Origin of the sequence: Pseudomonas sp. COW5 (genome assembly GCF_026240005.1) — a bacterium.
GTDB lineage: Bacteria > Pseudomonadota > Gammaproteobacteria > Pseudomonadales > Pseudomonadaceae > Aquipseudomonas > Aquipseudomonas kribbensis.
The window spans coordinates 1,593,304-1,606,921 of the sequence record NZ_JAPHVP010000001.1 but is presented as its reverse complement, the minus strand read 5'-3'; the positions used below and the strand labels follow the sequence as shown (position 1 = coordinate 1,606,921).

Here is a 13,618-nt window from a genome sequence, read left to right as displayed (position 1 = left end):
GGTTTGGTCGTGCAGGGCAAAGTCAGAAAACTGCCGTCAATCCTGGAGCGATGAAGTGTTCTACTCGGGGGAGTGGAAACTCAGACTGTAGTTCACCGCTTTCGGCCCCGGATCGAGGATGTCCAGCGCGATGTGGATGGGCGTCTGCGGCGGCATTTCCGCCATACCCTCAAGATCGCCGTTGAGGTATTCACCGGGTTTGAATCGGCGACTGGCGATCAGGTGACCGTTGAGGTCGGCAAAGCGCAGCTCCAGCAGCGGAAACGGTTGCGAGAACGGGGCGCGGTTATAAATGATCGCGTCCACCACCAGCGCACCGCTGAATTCCGGGTGGCTGCGCACCACCAGGTTGCTGCTCTTGATCTTGGCGATATCGACCTTGGACGGCACCGTGCAGCCGACTTGCGGGCACAGTTGCTGGAACCATGGGCGGTATTGATCCTGGCGAGCCAGTTCGTCGAAGTGATAGGCGATGTACTGGCCGGCGAGACCGGCGGCGGCGAGCAGCACCAGCACCAGCCACAGCAGGCGTCGGCCCCAGGGCGAGCGGCGCTTTTGCCAGTCCAGCTGCAACGGATCGTCGGTCAGGTCCTGCAGAACCTCGGCGCGCACGCCGGGTTCGTCACGTTCGCGCTTTTTGCGTGGAGGTTCCATTGCAGGCAGATCGTCATCGACGTCTTCACTGGCCGACAGGCGCTCATGGCGGGCAGAAGGATCGATCGGATCGTGCAGGCGCAGTTGCGGAATGGGAGGCTCGTCGTCGAGGTCTACCGGTTCCAGCGACAGCGAAGGCTCGGTGCGTTCCGGTTTTGCCGGTTCGAAGTCGACCGTTTCGGCTGTGTGTTCAGGCTCGATGGTCCGCTCGTCCGCCGGTTCGCTGAACAGGCTGTCCGACCAATGTTCGTCTTCCGGCTCGTGACTGTCGCGACGCGCGCTGAGAGATTCTTCGCGTGGACGGCCGAATTCGGTAGTCGGCTGGATTTCCCGCTGCTCGAGGCGGGCCAGTTCTTCGTCCAGATCAAGGCTGTCGAGATCGAGCTCGGCCGCGCTCCACTGCTTCTGGCTGATGGCGCGAGGTTCGGGTGGTTCGATTGGCTCGGGTTGTTTCGCGACAACCGGTGCTTCGGCAGCCGGTGCCGGTTCGACAATGGCTGGCGCTACCGGCGTGACTGTCTCTTTGCCTGCACGTTGCTCAAGCAGCTGTTTGGCGGCGTTGAACACTTGCAGGCAGGAGCCGCAACGAACCACCCCGCGGGCCACGCTCAATTGAGTGTGGCTGACGCGGAAACTGGTTTGGCAATGCGGGCACTGGGTGACGAAGCTGTCGGTCATGCGGCGATCCGGATTGAGCAGGCGGTCATTCTAGCGCCGACGGCCAGTGATGCGCACCCAGCCGTCGCGATTGGCGATCGGGTCAAGATCGAAGTCCTGCGCGTAGGCGGCGGCGACTTCTTCGCCCTGTTCGGCGAGGATCCCGGACAGCGCCAGACGGCCGCCGGACTTGACCAGGCCAGACAGTTGCGGTGCCAGGGAAACCAGCGGGCCGGCCAGGATGTTGGCCACCAGCACGTCGGCTTTGACCTGTGGCAGATCCTCCGGCAGGTACAGCGGGAACAGCTCGTCGGCAATGCCGTTGCGACCGGCGTTGTCGCGGGAAGCTTCAAGCGCCTGCACATCAATGTCGGTGCCGACCGCTTCTTTCGCGCCGAGCAGCAGGGCGGCGATGGCCAGAATCCCCGAGCCACAGCCGAAGTCGAGCACGTTGCAATCTTTCAGATCCTGGCCGTCGAGCCATTCCAGGCACAGGGCGGTGGTCGGGTGGGTGCCGGTGCCGAAGGCCAGGCCCGGATCCAGTAGCAGGTTGACGGCGTCAGGTTGCGGCGCGGCGTGCCAGCTCGGCACGATCCACAGGCGCTGGCCGAATTGCATTGGCTGGAAACCGTCCATCCAGCTGCGTTCCCAGTCCTGGTCTTCGATGACTTCGCTGTGATGCTCGGGCAGCGGGCTGCCGGTCAGCAGTTCCAGATGGGCGAGTACCGGGGCGGCTTCGGTGCCGCCCTCGAACAGGGCCAGCAGGTGGGTGTGCGCCCACAGCGGGGTGGTATTGAGTTCCGGTTCGAAGATCGGCTGATCTTCGGCGTCCATGAAGGTCACCGAAACGGCGCCCACTTCAAGGAAAGCGTCTTCGTAGGTTTCGGCTTGTTCTGGGCTGATGGCGAGACGGACTTGCAGCCAAGGCATGGCGGGCACCTGTGAAAAAGATTGATTGCAGCCTAGCGGCCTGCGAGAAGCGCGCAAGTTTACGCGAGCGCGACGGTTTTGTGGGAGCGGGGAATGTGTGAGCAGATGAAACCTGCAGAAACAACAAGGCCGCCTGAAGGCGGCCTTGTCATGTGCAGGCTTGAGCTTAGTGCTTGTCGCCAGCCAGCTTGTGCTCGAGGTAGTGAATGTTCACGCCCCCTTTGCAGAAGCCTTCGTCGCGGGTCAGATCACGGTGCAGCGGGATGTTGGTCTTGATCCCGTCAACCACGATTTCGTCCAGGGCATTGCGCATGCGGGCCATGGCTTCGTCGCGGGTGGCGCCGTAAGTGATCAGCTTGCCGATCAGCGAGTCGTAGTTCGGCGGAACCGCATAACCGCTGTACAGGTGCGAATCGACGCGAACGCCGTTGCCGCCTGGTGCGTGGAAATGCTTGACCGTACCCGGGCTCGGCATGAAGGTCTTTGGATCTTCAGCGTTGATCCGGCATTCCAGCGAGTGACCGCGGATAACCACGTCATCCTGAGTGAACGACAGCTTGTTGCCAGCGGCGATGCTGAGCATCTCCTTGACGATGTCGATACCGGTGACCATTTCCGAAACCGGGTGCTCCACCTGAACACGGGTGTTCATTTCGATGAAGTAAAAACGACCGTTCTCGTACAGGAACTCGAAGGTGCCGGCGCCACGGTAGCCGATGTCGATGCACGCCTTGACGCAGCGAGCGAGGACTTCCTTGCGCGCGTTCTCGTCGATGCCCGGTGCCGGCGCTTCTTCGAGAACTTTCTGGTGACGGCGTTGCAGCGAGCAATCGCGGTCGCCCAGATGGATGGCGTTGCCCTGGCCGTCGGACAGAACCTGCACTTCGACGTGACGCGGGTTGGTCAGGAATTTTTCCAGATAAACCATCGGGTTGCCGAAGGCCGCGCCAGCTTCGGAGCGGGTCAGTTTCGCCGAGGCGATCAGGTCTTCTTCCTTGTGCACCACGCGCATGCCGCGACCACCACCGCCGCCGGCGGCCTTGATGATCACCGGATAGCCGACTTCGCGACCGATGCGCAGCGCCGTTTCTTCGTCTTCCGGCAGAGGGCCGTCGGAACCCGGAACGGTTGGAACGCCCGCTTCGATCATCGCGTGCTTGGCCGATACCTTGTCGCCCATCAGGCGAATGGTCTCGGCTTTCGGGCCGATGAAAGCGAAGCCGGAGTTCTCGACCTGCTCGGCAAAGTCGGCGTTTTCCGCGAGGAAACCGTAGCCTGGGTGAATGGCGGTAGCGCCAGTCACTTCAGCGGCCGCGATGATTGCCGGGATGTGCAGGTAGGAGTGCGCGGCAGAAGCCGGGCCGATGCAGACGGATTCGTCTGCCAGACCCAGGTGCATCAGCTCTTTGTCGGCCTTGGAGTAAACGGCGACGGTCTTGATGCCCATCTCTTTGCAGGCACGCAGAATCCGCAGGGCGATCTCACCGCGGTTAGCGATCAGAACTTTTTCCAACTTCGCAGTCATCAAAGGCTCTCCGCAGTTCAAACGATGGTGAACAGCGGTTGGTCGTACTCAACCGGCTGGCCGTCTTCGACGAGGATGGACTCGATCACACCGCTGGTTTCAGCTTCGATGTGGTTCATCATCTTCATGGCTTCGACGATGCACAGGGTGTCGCCTTTCTTCACGGTCTGGCCGACTTCAACGAAGGACGGCGAGGTTGGTGAAGATTTGCGATAGAAGGTGCCGACCATCGGCGAACGGGCAACGGTGCCGTTCAGCGCTGGAGCAGCAGCGGCAGCTGGAGCGGCTGCAGCAGCAACCGGAGCGGCAGCGGCGGCAGGTGCAGCGGCCGGAGCCTGCATCGGAGCCGGAGCGTAGTACTGCTGCGCCGGGGTCTTGCTGTGACGGCTGATGCGTACGGACTCTTCGCCTTCCTTGATCTCGAGCTCGTCGATGCCGGACTCTTCCAGCAATTCGATCAGTTTCTTAACTTTACGGATATCCATGAATCATCAACTCCCAAGGGTCGGTCAGGGGCGTATAGCTTGTTGTTCAAGCTGCTCTAGTGCAGCCTCCAGGGCCAGTCGGTAACCGCTGGCGCCAAGGCCGCAGATCACTCCCACCGCTACGTCGGAGAAGTAAGAGTGATGGCGGAAAGGTTCGCGTTTGTGCACGTTGGACAAATGCACTTCGATGAATGGGATGCTCACTCCCAGCAGCGCGTCACGTAATGCGACACTTGTGTGCGTAAAAGCTGCCGGATTGATAAGAATGAAGTCCACGCCTTCGCCGCGCGCGGCATGGATACGGTCGATCAATTCGTACTCGGCATTGCTTTGCAGGTGCAGCAGATGATGGCCGGCTTCGCGGGCGCGGCGTTCCAGATCCTGATTGATCTGCGCCAGGGTCGTCGACCCGTAGGTCCCGGGTTCCCGGGTGCCGAGCAGGTTCAGGTTGGGGCCGTGCAGCACCAGTAGCGTTGCCATCTGCGTGTTCCTTGTTATGGGTGAGCCTCGTCAGAACCCGGCGACTATGCCGCAAAGACTTTGTGACTGTCCAGTTCTCTGCAATAGCCAGCACGATCTCCGATGTTTGCGCGAAATATGTGACTGAGTGATCAGATCCGGTCATTCACACCGCCAAACCCGGCACAATCGTGATCAGACGCGGAAAGCCTGAACCGCTGTATGCAGTTGCCCGCCCAATACCAGCAGATTCTCCCCCTGTTCGCGTCCTTCACCGATGCGCAGCAGGTTATCCCCACCCAATTGGTGAATCCGTTCGCTGTGATCGCGGATTTCGCTGACCGCGCCGCTTTGCTGCGCGGTGACATCGGCAATGCGCACTGCCGTGGCGGAAATGGTCTGGATTGCGCCGACGATCTTGTCCAGCGCACCGTCCGCCGATTGCGCCTGATTGGCCGTGGCTTCGGCGTGTTCGACCTGGGCGCGCATGCCTTCGACCGATTGTCGGGCGGCGGTTTGCAGGCCGGCGATCAAGGTCTGGATTTCTGCTGTCGCGCCGGCGGTGCGTTGCGCCAGTGAGCGGACTTCTTCGGCCACCACGGCAAAACCACGACCCATTTCCCCGGCGCGGGCGGCCTCGATCGCCGCGTTGAGCGCCAGCAGGTTGGTCTGATCGGCAATCGAACGGATCACCGTCAACACGCCGCCGATGGTCGCTGACTCTTCCGCCAGATGCTCGATCATCTGCGCGTTGCCTTGCACTTCTTCTACCAGTGCATGCAGGCCGGTGAGGCTCAGGCCGATGACTTTTTGCCCATGTTCGACAGCCTGTCCCGCGTGATGGCTGGCGTCCGCAGCCTGACGCGCATCGCCGGCCACTTGCTGGATGGTCGCTTCCAGTTCGCTCAGAGAGTCACGGATCAGTGCGGTATCGCCGGCCTGATGCTCGGCGCCGCTGTGCAAGTCGTTGCTCAGTTCCGCCAGGGTGCGGCTGCTGCCCGCCACTTGTTCGGCATTGCCGCGAATGGTCCCGACCAGATCCACCAGATAGGCACGCAGACGATTGAGCGAGGCTTCGATGTCGTGCAATTCGCGGTTGGTCTTGCCCAGATGGATGTCGCGGCTGAAGTCGCCTTCAGCCCAGGTCGACAGCGCCGGGGCGAGGTTGGTCAGGGTGCGGGCCAGGCGTCGCTGAAGGGTATCTATCAGCAGGGCGATCAACAGGATCAGGCCGATCATCACGCCTTGCATCAGGCGCACTTCGCTCTGGATCTGGCCGTGCTGGGCGCGTACCACCGGTTCGAGTCCGGCGATGGCTTGTTGCACTGCAGCGATTTTCTGGTGGGTCGCGGTGCTGAGGTCGGTGCGTTTCTGGATCTGGTCGCGGGTGCGTGCCAGCTCTGCCGGGTAACGATTGAGCAAACTGTTGAGGTCGCGTTTGAGGCCTACGCCGGCGTCTTCGGCGACTGCCTTTTCAGTGCTTTCGATACCCATCATCGAGGCGAAATCGTCGCTGCCGGATTCGCTGCTGGTGACCACGCCGAGCAGGGGCAGGGCATCGATTGCCTGGGCCTGGGTGCGGATGTTGGTGACCTCGCGTTCGACATCGGCAGCCAGTTCACTGCGCCCGCTGCTGACCAGTTTGTCCCTGGCCAGCGACAGTTTGCCCAAGTGCTGAGAGGCGGCGAGCAACGGTGTCAGGTACGCCACGTTGCCGCCGGCATAAGTGCTGAGCTGATCGAGGCTGGCACTCAGTTCCCGTTCGGCCTGCAGCAGCAAGGCTTGCGGATCGCCGGCCAGTTTGCCGGCGGCGAGCAGGTCGGTCTTGCTGAATTCTTCGAGGCCCGACAGGCTCGGGCGCAGTGTCTCGGCCAGCGTCGGTGGCAGTTCGCCGAGTTCTTTCTGCAGGCTGTCGATGGCCTGGCTGGCGCTGCTCAGGCGCAGGGCATCGCCACTGCCGAGGTAGTCCTCGACGTTGCGCGCGACTTCATTCTGAAATTGCTGGGACAGCCCGAGGTAGCGCTCCATCAACAGATACGGGCGTTCGAGGGCTTTCTGCGACCACCACAGCGTGGCGCCGAGGGCCACGCAGACGGCGACCAGCAACAGCGTGTTGAGATTGGTGAGCAACTTCAGGCGCATGACGGCTACCAACGGCAGTAATGGTAAGCGCCTGAATTTATTGCGGTTCTGTTACAAGGTTATGACCGAATCGGTGGATTCCGGTGAAAAAGTGGCACTTTGCTTTGAGTCCCGCGCGGTCTGCACCCGATTGCGGCCTTCACCCTTGGCGCGGTACAGCGCCTCGTCGGCCTGGCTGGCCATCATCAGGCTGTCGGAGTCGTCGTGCATTTCCACCACCCCGGCGCTGAACGTGCACCACAGATCCTGCGGCTGGGCCGGGTAATGGATTTCGGCGAAGCGCTGGCGGATTTCGTCGAGCACTTTGTGTGCAGCTTCTATATCGGTGTCGGGCATGACGATGGCGAATTCTTCGCCGCCATAACGGCCGATGAAATCGGTCTTGCGCAGACGTTGCTTGAGGAACAGCGCCAGGCTCTTGATCACCCGGTCGCCCATGGGATGGCCGTGGCTGTCATTGACCCGTTTGAAGTGGTCGATGTCGAGCATCGCAAAACTCAGCGGCTTGTTTTCGCGGCGGGCGCGGAACGAGCAGTCTTCGAGCAGTTGCAGGATGTGTGTGTGGTTGTAGAGGCCGGTGAGGCTGTCGCGCACCATCCGTGCCTTGAGGTTGCGTGCCCGCGCCGCGCGGTTGCGTACCGTGGTGATCAGGTGGCGCGGCTTGATCGGTTTGGTCAGGAAGTCGTCACCGCCCTCGCTCATGGCGTCGAGCTGCTTGTCGAGGTCGTCTTCGGCCGACAGGTAAATGATCGGCACGCTGACATAACGGTCGTTGTGACGGATGACCTTGGCCAGTTCGGTCCCGGTACAGGCCGGCATGTACATGTCGAGGATGATCAGGTCCGGCTGGAAGTCCGCCAGCTCGGCCATCGCCTGAATCGGCTCGATCAGCGTGCGGGTGACGATCCCGGCACTGTTGAGCAGGCGTTCGGTGTGCATCGCCTGGGCGCGGGAGTCGTCGATGATCAGCACTTTATAAGGCTCGTACTGAGCGACGCAGGTCAGGACTTCGATTTTCTCCAGCAGGCTCGAGGCTTCGAGGGTGCCGGTGAGGAACTCCTGACCGCCGGCGCGCACGGCGGCGAGGCGGGTCGGGGTGTCGGTTTCGTGCAGGCTGAAGAACAGCAGCGGCAACGGCTCTTCCAGACCTTGCTGGGCTTCGGCCGCGAGTTTCAGGCCAACGCCGGCGCCGCTGAAGTCCACGTCCATGACAATGGCGGCCGGCAGCCGCTCGACCATTGAGGAGCGAAACGCCGACACACTGTCCAGCGCCTGGGCGCTGAGACCGAAGAATTCCAGTTGTTTGGCCAGTCGTTCGGCGCGGTCGTGATCCTGAAGCATCACGTAGATCGGTTTGCGCAGGGGCGGCAGAAAGGTCTGGTCGAGCTGATCGCCATGGCGCAGGCCGGTACGCGACAAGCGCTGCATCAAACGGTTGAGGTCGGTGATCAGGCCGCTGCTCAGGCGCCCGCGATTGGCATCCACCGCTTCCAGCGACTGGCTGATGTGGTGAGCCAGTTGGGTGTGCTCGGGCTGTTCGAAGCGCTCGGCAAAACGCAGCAGGCGCAAATTGGCCTCGCTCAGTTCGGCGAGGTCGGCAGTGGACCACTCACTGCGTTGCAGGCGCTGCCATATCTCAAGAATCTGACGTGCCTGATGAATTACCCGCTGGGCAAAGTGGTGCTTGAGGCGCTCACGGCTGGGGTCTTCTGGCTCGGTCATATCCTGACTACTAGTTAGGGTGCATGCTGAGATCGACTGGTGGCTCTATGCTAGCACCTCTTTTCCCTTACATGAGTGTCGTACGTCAATAATCTGCGGTACGTCACTATTCAGTTTCTGACCGTTTGGTTTCGTTTCGGACTCTGTCGTCGCTCAAATACCCGTGAACAGGGTTCTTCAGGATGTTTCCCAAGGCTTTTGAGGAGGCTTCCTTGTGCCTGGCGGTCTTCTTCTGTCAGGACATTCTGATTTTTCTCCAGGCCGGTTTCGACAGAGTTTCGGACTGGTAGGGTCAGGGAAACCCCTACAAAAAATTCCCCGAATATGAGCCAGTGTTTCAACGAGCACACCAGCGATAACCAACGTCTGAATCACAGCACCCGGCCAGTTGCAGATTGTGAATGCAACGAAGAAACGTTGTATGGCGAGAAGATGCGGGTGACTGAGGTACCCGTGCTGACGTGCCAGTGCATCTGGCGCCGCTTTCAGCAGGAAGCCGAAGCCGTTGTCGCCCCCGATGGCGTGCTGATTGCCGATCCGGTGCAACGCAACCGGGCGATCAACGCCGCCTATGCCCGGCTGTGGCTGCATGACGCGCGATTCCAGTGGGCAGGTCTTGCAGCGTTTGCTTCGAAGCAGGTGGGCTGCGGGTTGCTGCATGCGGCCGACAGCATCGAACTGATTCGTCAGGAGCACGAGGCACGGCAGCGATTGCGGGACGGGCGCCGCGAGTCTGGACTGCTGACCCCGGCGAGAATCCCCGGGCAGGCCGAGGCCTTGAGTGACTACGAAGAGGCGAGGAACCGCAATCCCGTGCCTGCGCTGGATCTGCGCTTACCGGGTGAAGAGCTGTCGTTGGTGCAGCAGCAGTTCCGGCGTGTGTACGACATGATGGCGATGGGCAATACCACGTTGTTTCTGGATGTCTATCCGCTGCATCGGTTTTATGCGGTGCGTGGGTTGGCGGAGTTGAAGAAGTGCCTGAGGGCACGCGAACGAATTTATGGGCACGCGAAGTTTCCCGTGCTTTGGCCCGTAGGTCAGAAAACGCTCCGGTTTGGGAAGATGTTTGAACAGATCTTGGAAGCCTTCGAGGCTATTGATACGGGAAACATTGCTTCAAGCGTGGAGTTTCTGGCCTGGCACGAGCAGCGAAACATTCTCCAGCCGAGCATCTACGAAAACCGCCAATTAGTGATGTTGTTGCGGGGCAACCACTTTTCCTACGTGACCGGCTTCCCTTCCGGCGTGGCCCAGGCCATCGAGCTGACCCTCACCAGTCAATGTCAGCGAGTCGATGACGGCCGCACCATCGATTTTGGCCGAAACCCGCTGGCGGACCTGTCCGACATCGATCAGCGAATGGAGTTTGTCCTGCGGGCGGCAGCCCGTTTTCACCAGATGCTCAATGACAGCAACAGGGACGCACTGGCGCAATCCATCCGTGAGATCGCTGCCATGGAGGATGCTTGATGCATTTGCGATCCTTTCTGTCCAGATGGCGTTGTTGGGCATGGCTGATGCTTTGTGCTGTTCTGGCCGTGGCTGCCGCACGCCAGTTGACGCAGCCATTGTGGGGCGACTCCGTCATCGCCATGTCCATAGGCGGAACCTATGAATACATGCGTGACCATTCGACCGCACCCCTCGCTATATGGGGCCATGTTGGCAGGCGCGTCTGGGGTGGCGCTTCCAGGACAGCTGCGCGCCTGCGATTTGTCGATCCGCAGTACGGGTTCGAAACGCCGCCGGCGCGGTTCTTTACGTTCACGTTCAAGGGCCACCTGGTCGGTGATATCCGCATGTCTCCCCAGATCGAACCCTTGTTGATCGATGATGCCTTGAAGGTCGTTCTCGATCTGCAAGCCCAATGGTGCGCGAAAGGGTGGAGGCCGGTGGGGACTCCGTGGAGTCCCACCATTGAGGACACCCCGGAGTGGCGTGCCTATCTCAGACCGGGAGAAATGAGCGGAACCTCTTACTGGAGGGCCGGCGACCAGTACGAAGTGATGTTGTTCATTGGACGATTCGCCGATTCCAGACACCCCGACCAGGAACGCTATCTCATCACTCTGGAACTCAGCAAACCCTGGCGATTCGAGGGTATGGAACACGTCGATGAAGTACCTCATCCCTTTCCCCCGCCTCAACCCAAACAAGGAGCAATACCATGCCAACCCCCGCTTTCATGACGATCTACGGCAGCCGTCAGGGCTTGATCAGCGCCGGTGCCTTCACCGAACCGTCGGTGGGCAACAGCTACCAGAGCGGGAGGGAAGACAAGATCATGGTTCAGGCCTTCAGTCATGGCATTCTCCTGCCCAAGGGATCGGGTGCCGGGCGGCGGCTGCACAAGCCTCTGGTCATTACCAAAGTGATCGACAAGTCGTCGCCGCTGATCCAGATGGCAATGTGTACGGGTGAGCTGCTGAGCAAGTGTTGTGTGGAGATGTATCGCACATCGGCCCATGGCATTCAGGAGCATTTCTATACGGTTGAACTGGAGGACGCGCAGATCGTCAGCACCGAGGTCTTTATGCCGGACTGTCAGGACCCGGGCGTTTCCCACCTGACGCAACGGGAAAAAGTCCAGTTCAGCTATCGACGCATTTACTGGCGGCACGAGATCAGCCGGACGATGGGCTCCGATGAATGGCAGAGCGAGGGCCAGGCATGAGGCTGATTCATCGATCACACGTTACCCAGCTCGAACGCCGACAGGTTTATCCGGTCGATCAGGCACTGGAGCGGGTATGCAAGGCGTTGCTCGACCGGCAACCGATCAATGGCCTGGATCAGTTGCGGGCCGGCCTTGTGGTCGATCTGGACAGCGAGGTGCTGGAGCAGATCGAACAGGGCGAATGGCTGTTGCTCACGGGTGACACAGAGGACGGCGACTGGCCGGTCGCCGACGTTGCCTTCGATCAGGCGGTGCTCGATCTGATGAACAATCCTCCGCCCCAGCCAGTCCGGATTCCGCGAATCTATCGTCTGGTCGAGAGCATGACCGGCGAGCCCCTGGCACAGCAGCCGTACATTGCAACGGTTGACGGGGTTCCCATCCAGCGCCGAACCGATGCCGTAGGCATTGCCCATCTTTTTATGGCGGACGATGCCCGGCAGATTGCAATGAGGATCTTCAACATCTGAAGCGTGCGTCTATCCTTTCGCTCACCGGCGGTGTCCGGTTGTTTCAATTCGATGCCCAATCGTGGGTGCCGGGTCGAGGCACGTTGTTGTATGGTTGCTGTCGAACCGTTGAACCCAAGATTGAAAGGATATCGCCATGCTGGACTGGAAGAATCGCGCGGGCAGCGCGCCCGAACGTGCCGCCGAGCCGAAATCCGCCGCCCGCAGCTATGTGGGCGGCCTGCTGTTCAGCCGCGCGCTGGCCACGCTGGTCGGTATTTACCTGTTGGTGACCATCGCTCTGGGCTGGTACTGGAGCGAAGAACCGGCCCTGTTCCCTGTGGCGCAGAACGCCCAACTGGCTGCCGAGAAGGAAGGCAAGCAGATGGTGGTCGGCTACACCACCGTCGAAACCCTCAAGACCGTCGCCGGCACCCTGCTGAACAAGCCTGGCGGCTACATTTCCAACGACCGCTTCCCGCCGGGCCTGTGGATGGACAACATGCCGAGCTGGGAATATGGCGTGCTGGTCCAGGTGCGCGACTTGACCCGTGCCTTGCGCAAGGACTTCGCCCGTTCGCAGTCGCAATCGGCTGAAGACGCCGATCTGGCCAAGGCCGAGCCGCGCTTCAACTTCGACAACAAGAGCTGGATCCTGCCGTCCAGCGAGTCGGAATACCAGGAAGGCATCAACTCCCTGAGCCGTTATCAGGCACGCCTGTCTGACCCGACGCAAAAGAATGCGCTGTTCTACGCCCGCGCCGACAACCTGAACAACTGGCTGGGCGACGTCGGGACGCGTCTCGGGTCGCTGTCGCAACGGCTGTCGGCCAGTGTCGGTCGCGTCAAACTGAACACAGCGCTGAAAACCGAAGTCCCGGCGGTGGGTGAAGTGCCGCAGGTCGACGAGGAAGTCGTCGAGACCCCGTGGATGCAAATCGACAACGTGTTCTATGAAGCCCGTGGTCAGGCCTGGGCGCTGTCGCACCTGCTGCGCGCCATCGAAGTCGATTTCGCCGACGTACTGGCGAAGAAGAACGCCACGGTCAGCGTGCGCCAGATCATCCGTGAGCTGGAGGCTTCCCAGGAAACCGTCTGGAGCCCGATGATTCTCAATGGCAGCGGTTTCGGCATTCTGGCCAACCACTCGCTGGTGATGGCCAACTATATTTCCCGGGCCAACGCCGCCGTGATCGATCTTCGTCAACTGCTCAATCAAGGCTGAGTCATGAGCGACAACGCCAGAGAGGCGGCCCACCGCGCCGCCTCGGATGCCGAACAGATCGCCTGGGTCGACGAGCAGGACAACCTGCTCGGATCCCTCGTCCGCTCCGATCTGCGCGAGCGCGGGCTGATCGGGCGTGGCACCTACATCATGCTGTTCAACTCTGCCGGTGAACTCTGTGTCCATCGGCGGACCCTGAGCAAAGCCATTTATCCAGGCTACTGGGACGTGGCGGCGGGCGGCATGGTGCAGGCAAACGAGACCTATGCAGAGTCGGCGGCCCGTGAACTGGAAGAAGAGCTTGGGGTAAGCGGCGTCGAACTGACCGCCCACGACCATTTCTACTTCGAGGACCCCGGCAACCGCCTGTGGTGTTCGGCGTTCTCGGCGGTGTGGGACGGGCCGCTGATCCTGCAGCCGGAAGAGGTGCTCGAAGCACGCTTCATTCCGGTCGATCAGGTGATGCTGGAAATCGAGCAAAAGCCTTATTGCCCGGACTCTCTGGCAGCCTTGAAGCGCTATCTGAAGGCTCAACGAAGCGACGTCGCAAAGAACTCATAAATTGGCGCCGATTGGCACTTAGCAATCGGCGTTTTTGCCGTTACACTGCGCGACCTTTTCAAGCTGTGCCGGCCTGCTTTACAGGAGCAACCGGTGCAGTAGCGCTGCCCCTGCCTGAGTGGGGCTTCG

General features: G+C 60.9%; 13 protein-coding genes. 6 read left to right on the top strand and 7 right to left on the bottom strand.

All coding sequences use genetic code 11. The features are described 5' to 3' along the window. Nucleotides 1-60 precede the first annotated feature (60 nt). The 7 genes from OQ248_RS07360 to gcbA all read right to left on the bottom strand — a co-directional run bounded on the left by OQ248_RS07360 (nucleotide 61) and on the right by gcbA (nucleotide 8,574). On the bottom strand, nucleotides 61-1,332 hold the full coding sequence (locus OQ248_RS07360; RefSeq protein WP_265812453.1) for a DUF3426 domain-containing protein: 1,272 nt from the start codon (nucleotides 1,330-1,332) through the stop codon (nucleotides 61-63). A 30-nt stretch (nucleotides 1,333-1,362) separates the two neighbouring features. After that, a complete protein-coding gene (prmA, locus tag OQ248_RS07355; protein ID WP_085732735.1) occupies nucleotides 1,363-2,241 on the bottom strand; it encodes a 50S ribosomal protein L11 methyltransferase in 879 nt (292 codons plus the stop codon). 166 nt (nucleotides 2,242-2,407) lie between these two features. Beyond that, the gene (gene accC / locus OQ248_RS07350; RefSeq protein WP_085711231.1) at nucleotides 2,408-3,766 is read right to left on the bottom strand and encodes an acetyl-CoA carboxylase biotin carboxylase subunit; all 1,359 of its coding nucleotides are present in this window, start codon (nucleotides 3,764-3,766) and stop codon (nucleotides 2,408-2,410) included. A 17-nt stretch (nucleotides 3,767-3,783) separates the two neighbouring features. Continuing rightward, nucleotides 3,784-4,251: an acetyl-CoA carboxylase biotin carboxyl carrier protein gene (gene accB, locus OQ248_RS07345; RefSeq protein WP_007951023.1), complete on the bottom strand. Its 468-nt coding sequence runs from the start codon at nucleotides 4,249-4,251 to the stop codon at nucleotides 3,784-3,786. A 24-nt stretch (nucleotides 4,252-4,275) separates the two neighbouring features. Further along, entirely contained in the window at nucleotides 4,276-4,731 is a 456-nt protein-coding gene (aroQ, locus tag OQ248_RS07340) for a type II 3-dehydroquinate dehydratase (RefSeq protein WP_064585783.1), read from the bottom strand. A 174-nt stretch (nucleotides 4,732-4,905) separates the two neighbouring features. Next, a complete protein-coding gene (locus tag OQ248_RS07335) occupies nucleotides 4,906-6,852 on the bottom strand; it encodes a methyl-accepting chemotaxis protein (RefSeq protein ID WP_265812452.1) in 1,947 nt (648 codons plus the stop codon). Between the two features lie 51 nt (nucleotides 6,853-6,903). Next, a complete protein-coding gene (gene gcbA, locus OQ248_RS07330) occupies nucleotides 6,904-8,574 on the bottom strand; it encodes a diguanylate cyclase GcbA (RefSeq protein ID WP_085711233.1) in 1,671 nt (556 codons plus the stop codon). A gap of 324 nt (nucleotides 8,575-8,898) precedes the next feature. Between gcbA and OQ248_RS07325 the strand changes: the two genes are divergently transcribed. The 6 genes from OQ248_RS07325 to OQ248_RS07300 all read left to right on the top strand — a co-directional run bounded on the left by OQ248_RS07325 (nucleotide 8,899) and on the right by OQ248_RS07300 (nucleotide 13,489). Beyond that, nucleotides 8,899-10,047, top strand: a complete 1,149-nt coding sequence (locus OQ248_RS07325; RefSeq protein WP_265812451.1) for a hypothetical protein — start codon at nucleotides 8,899-8,901, stop codon at nucleotides 10,045-10,047. Further along, nucleotides 10,047-10,766, top strand: a complete 720-nt coding sequence (locus tag OQ248_RS07320; RefSeq protein ID WP_265812450.1) for a hypothetical protein — start codon at nucleotides 10,047-10,049, stop codon at nucleotides 10,764-10,766. The genes OQ248_RS07325 and OQ248_RS07320 overlap by 1 nt, the downstream gene beginning before the upstream one ends. After that, nucleotides 10,745-11,251, top strand: a complete 507-nt coding sequence (locus OQ248_RS07315) for an Hcp family type VI secretion system effector (RefSeq protein WP_265812449.1) — start codon at nucleotides 10,745-10,747, stop codon at nucleotides 11,249-11,251. The genes OQ248_RS07320 and OQ248_RS07315 overlap by 22 nt, the downstream gene beginning before the upstream one ends. Further along, nucleotides 11,248-11,724 carry a hypothetical protein gene (locus OQ248_RS07310; RefSeq protein ID WP_265812448.1) on the top strand — a complete coding sequence of 159 codons (477 nt, stop codon included), beginning with the start codon at nucleotides 11,248-11,250 and terminating at the stop codon, nucleotides 11,722-11,724. The genes OQ248_RS07315 and OQ248_RS07310 overlap by 4 nt, the downstream gene beginning before the upstream one ends. A gap of 136 nt (nucleotides 11,725-11,860) precedes the next feature. Next, nucleotides 11,861-12,928, top strand: coding sequence for a DUF2333 family protein (locus OQ248_RS07305; RefSeq protein WP_085711234.1), 1,068 nt, complete (start codon nucleotides 11,861-11,863; stop codon nucleotides 12,926-12,928). Between the two features lie 3 nt (nucleotides 12,929-12,931). After that, complete coding sequence (locus OQ248_RS07300; protein WP_114881278.1) at nucleotides 12,932-13,489, top strand: NUDIX hydrolase; 558 nt, start codon at nucleotides 12,932-12,934, stop codon at nucleotides 13,487-13,489. Nucleotides 13,490-13,618 lie beyond the last annotated feature (129 nt).

Coding starts and splice junctions, on each gene's coding strand:
- accB (WP_007951023.1), bottom strand. CDS start 4,251: ATGGATATCCGTAAAGTTAAGAAACTGATCGAATTGCTGGAAGAGTCC.
- OQ248_RS07315 (WP_265812449.1), top strand. CDS start 10,745: ATGCCAACCCCCGCTTTCATGACGATCTACGGCAGCCGTCAGGGCTTG.
- OQ248_RS07335 (WP_265812452.1), bottom strand. CDS start 6,852: ATGCGCCTGAAGTTGCTCACCAATCTCAACACGCTGTTGCTGGTCGCC.
- OQ248_RS07320 (WP_265812450.1), top strand. CDS start 10,047: ATGCATTTGCGATCCTTTCTGTCCAGATGGCGTTGTTGGGCATGGCTG.
- OQ248_RS07300 (WP_114881278.1), top strand. CDS start 12,932: ATGAGCGACAACGCCAGAGAGGCGGCCCACCGCGCCGCCTCGGATGCC.
- OQ248_RS07305 (WP_085711234.1), top strand. CDS start 11,861: ATGCTGGACTGGAAGAATCGCGCGGGCAGCGCGCCCGAACGTGCCGCC.
- OQ248_RS07310 (WP_265812448.1), top strand. CDS start 11,248: ATGAGGCTGATTCATCGATCACACGTTACCCAGCTCGAACGCCGACAG.
- accC (WP_085711231.1), bottom strand. CDS start 3,766: ATGACTGCGAAGTTGGAAAAAGTTCTGATCGCTAACCGCGGTGAGATC.
- OQ248_RS07360 (WP_265812453.1), bottom strand. CDS start 1,332: ATGACCGACAGCTTCGTCACCCAGTGCCCGCATTGCCAAACCAGTTTC.
- OQ248_RS07325 (WP_265812451.1), top strand. CDS start 8,899: ATGAGCCAGTGTTTCAACGAGCACACCAGCGATAACCAACGTCTGAAT.
- gcbA (WP_085711233.1), bottom strand. CDS start 8,574: ATGACCGAGCCAGAAGACCCCAGCCGTGAGCGCCTCAAGCACCACTTT.
- prmA (WP_085732735.1), bottom strand. CDS start 2,241: ATGCCTTGGCTGCAAGTCCGTCTCGCCATCAGCCCAGAACAAGCCGAA.
- aroQ (WP_064585783.1), bottom strand. CDS start 4,731: ATGGCAACGCTACTGGTGCTGCACGGCCCCAACCTGAACCTGCTCGGC.